This is a genomic window from Intestinibacter sp., from assembly GCF_051866655.1.
In the GTDB taxonomy this organism is placed as follows: Bacteria; Bacillota; Clostridia; order Peptostreptococcales; family Peptostreptococcaceae; genus Intestinibacter.
The window spans coordinates 1-2577 of sequence record NZ_JBJDXL010000469.1 but is presented as its reverse complement, the minus strand read 5'-3'; the positions used below and the strand labels follow the sequence as shown (position 1 = coordinate 2577).

General features: G+C 29.8%; 3 protein-coding genes. All 3 read left to right on the top strand.

Going from position 1 to position 2577, the window contains the following annotated elements:
* Positions 1-538, top strand: a 538-nt coding sequence (locus tag ACI3VO_RS14055) for an AAA family ATPase (RefSeq protein WP_439758520.1), incomplete at its 5' end; no start/stop codon positions are given.
* A gap of 1 nt (position 539) precedes the next feature.
* Positions 540-1328: an ABC transporter permease subunit gene (locus ACI3VO_RS14050; protein ID WP_439758519.1), complete on the top strand. Its 789-nt coding sequence runs from the start codon at positions 540-542 to the stop codon at positions 1326-1328.
* Positions 1329-1453: 125 nt separating this feature from the next.
* Positions 1454-2161 carry an N-acetylmuramoyl-L-alanine amidase CwlD gene (cwlD, locus tag ACI3VO_RS14045; protein WP_439758518.1) on the top strand — a complete coding sequence of 236 codons (708 nt, stop codon included), beginning with the start codon at positions 1454-1456 and terminating at the stop codon, positions 2159-2161.
* Positions 2162-2577 lie beyond the last annotated feature (416 nt).

Genomic DNA, 2577 nt, shown 5'->3' with positions numbered 1-2577 from the left:
GGTACTCTGCAATAGGCTAGAATTAGATGTAAAAAAGAAAATAGAAGATTTATCCCTAGGAAATAGAAAAAAGGTAGGTATAGTATGCGCGATGCAACATAAACCGAAGCTTTACATATTAGATGAGCCGACTAGTGGATTGGATCCACTTATGCAAAAAGAGTTTTGGAATATATTAAAAGAAAGAAATCAAGAGGGTGCGACTATATTTTTATCATCTCATGTATTGTCAGAGGTACAGAGACACTGTAAAAATGCAGGTATAATAAGGGGAGGTAAGCTGATTGTGTCTGATTCTGTTTCTGCTCTTTCTAAAACTTCCGCTAGAAGGGTTAACTTGCATGGTATAAATGATGTTTGTGGACTTGAAGGCGTTAGAGATGTAGTTAATCATGGGGATTCAGTTAGTTTCTTATATCAAGGGGACATTAAGAATTTAGTTTCTTATATAAATAATTTGAATATTACAGATATGACGATTACAGAGCCTGACTTAGAAGAAATGTTTATGCATTATTATGAAAAGGACGGTGAATAGGATGATTGTATTGGCACATGAATTAAAAACTGGTAGAAAAATATTAGCTATATGGACATTATGTATAGGATTTATGATAGTGCTATGCTTATTGCTTTATCCAGAAATGGGAGATCAAATAAGTGAAGTAGAAGATGTTTATTCTAATATGGGCGGATTTACTGCTGCCTTTGGTATGGATAAAATCAGTATGGGTACACCGATGGGATTTTACGGTATAGAATGTGGTAGTGTTATGGCGATAGGTTGTTCATTTTTTGCTGCTATGTTAGGTGCTAATATGCTGTCAAAGGAGGAGCACTCTCATACTGCTGAATTTTTATTGACTCATCCAATTAGTAGACAAAGGGTAGTATTTGAAAAACTTTTAGCTGTTATTATTCAAATAGTAGTGCTTAATTTGGTTTGTGTAGTATTGGCTATAATATCGTTTAATATAATAGGAGAGGAAATTCTTTGGAAGGAATTTAAATTGTTTCACGTAGCACAATTACTTATGCAATTAGAGGTGGCACTTATATGTTTTGGGATATCGTCATTTTTGAAGCATAGTGCTATGGGAATTGGTATAGGCGTTGCTGCTTTGTTATATTTTTTAAATATTGTAGGAAATATAAGCGATAAAGCAGAATTTTTGAAATATATAACTCCTTTTAAATATGCAGATGCAGCTGATGTGATATCCTCTTGCTCTATAGACCAGAAGCTTGTCTTGGTAGGGGGAATATATGCTTTAGTTGGTGTAATTTTAGCGTTTTTATATTATGGAAGAAAAGATATTTCAGCATAGATAGTTATAAACAGTGTGGTTGATGATTCGAAAATGAAAATCGACCACACTTTTTTATTTATTGAGTGTGATTTTTAAGGAATATATTATTTATAGCAAAAATATAAATATAAAGGGTGATGAATATGAAAAATTTAAAGTACATAATAATTGTAATAGCAATTATGATAACTATTTTATTTATAGTTAAAATTAAAAATACTTCAGAGGATGTTATGAAATATATGCCAATTACAGATAAAACTATAGTCTTAGATGCTGGGCATGGGGGGATAGATCCGGGTGCTATGAATAAGGACAAGACGGTTTTAGAAAAGGACATTAATTTGCAAATAACTATGAAAATAAAAGAATTAATTGAAGCTAGTGGAGGAAATGTTATTTTGACTAGAGATTCAGATATCAGTTTATATGAAGAAGGAACAAACAAGACTACAAGACAAAAGTACAATGAAAATTTGAAAAACAGAAAGAAAATAATTGAAAACTCACAAGCCGATATGTTTGTGTCTATCCATTTGAATGCATTTGAGGATTCCAAGTATTATGGGGCACAGACATTTTATCCAGTTGGTAAGGAGGATAGTAAGTCTTTAGCTCAAATGATCCAAAATGAATTAAAACGAGTAGTTGATAATACTAATAATAGAGAAATTAAACCTAGAGAAGATTTGTATCTTTTAAAAGATAATAAAATGCCGTCGACTTTGATTGAATGTGGTTTTTTATCTAATGAGAAGGAGGCTAAGCTTTTATCTGAAGAAGAATATCAGGAGAAGATAGCTTGGGCTATATATGTCGGAATACAAAAATATTTTAGTGAATATGAGTAAAATAGTTAGCATATAATTATATTTATTGAAAAAAATAGTGGTATTTAGTAGATATTAGATTAGGTTAATCGAAATTTAGAAGAATTTTAATATATGATTGAAAAATAAGATATAAATGATTTTATTCGTTATATATCGAATGAAATTATTTAATAAAGAATTATTGACTGTAAGAATAAAAAAACTTAAAAAAATTTCAAAAAAACTATTGACCATTTAAAATAATGATGATAAAGTATTACTTGTCTTTAAGAAAAAGATATGCAGTCAACAGCCGAAGAGCTGAGATGCAAAATTAAACTTCTTAAAAAAGTTATTGACAAAGAAAAATAACTTTGATATAATGAAGAAGTTGATTTAAGAACTTTGAAAATTAAACAGTAGGTTAAATAATAAACTTTAATTCACACGAATTA

Bases quoted from the DNA above. Each gene is read 5' to 3' on its own strand.
- ACI3VO_RS14050 (WP_439758519.1), top strand. From the start codon at position 540: ATGATTGTATTGGCACATGAATTAAAAACTGGTAGAAAAATATTAGCT.
- cwlD (WP_439758518.1), top strand. From the start codon at position 1,454: ATGAAAAATTTAAAGTACATAATAATTGTAATAGCAATTATGATAACT.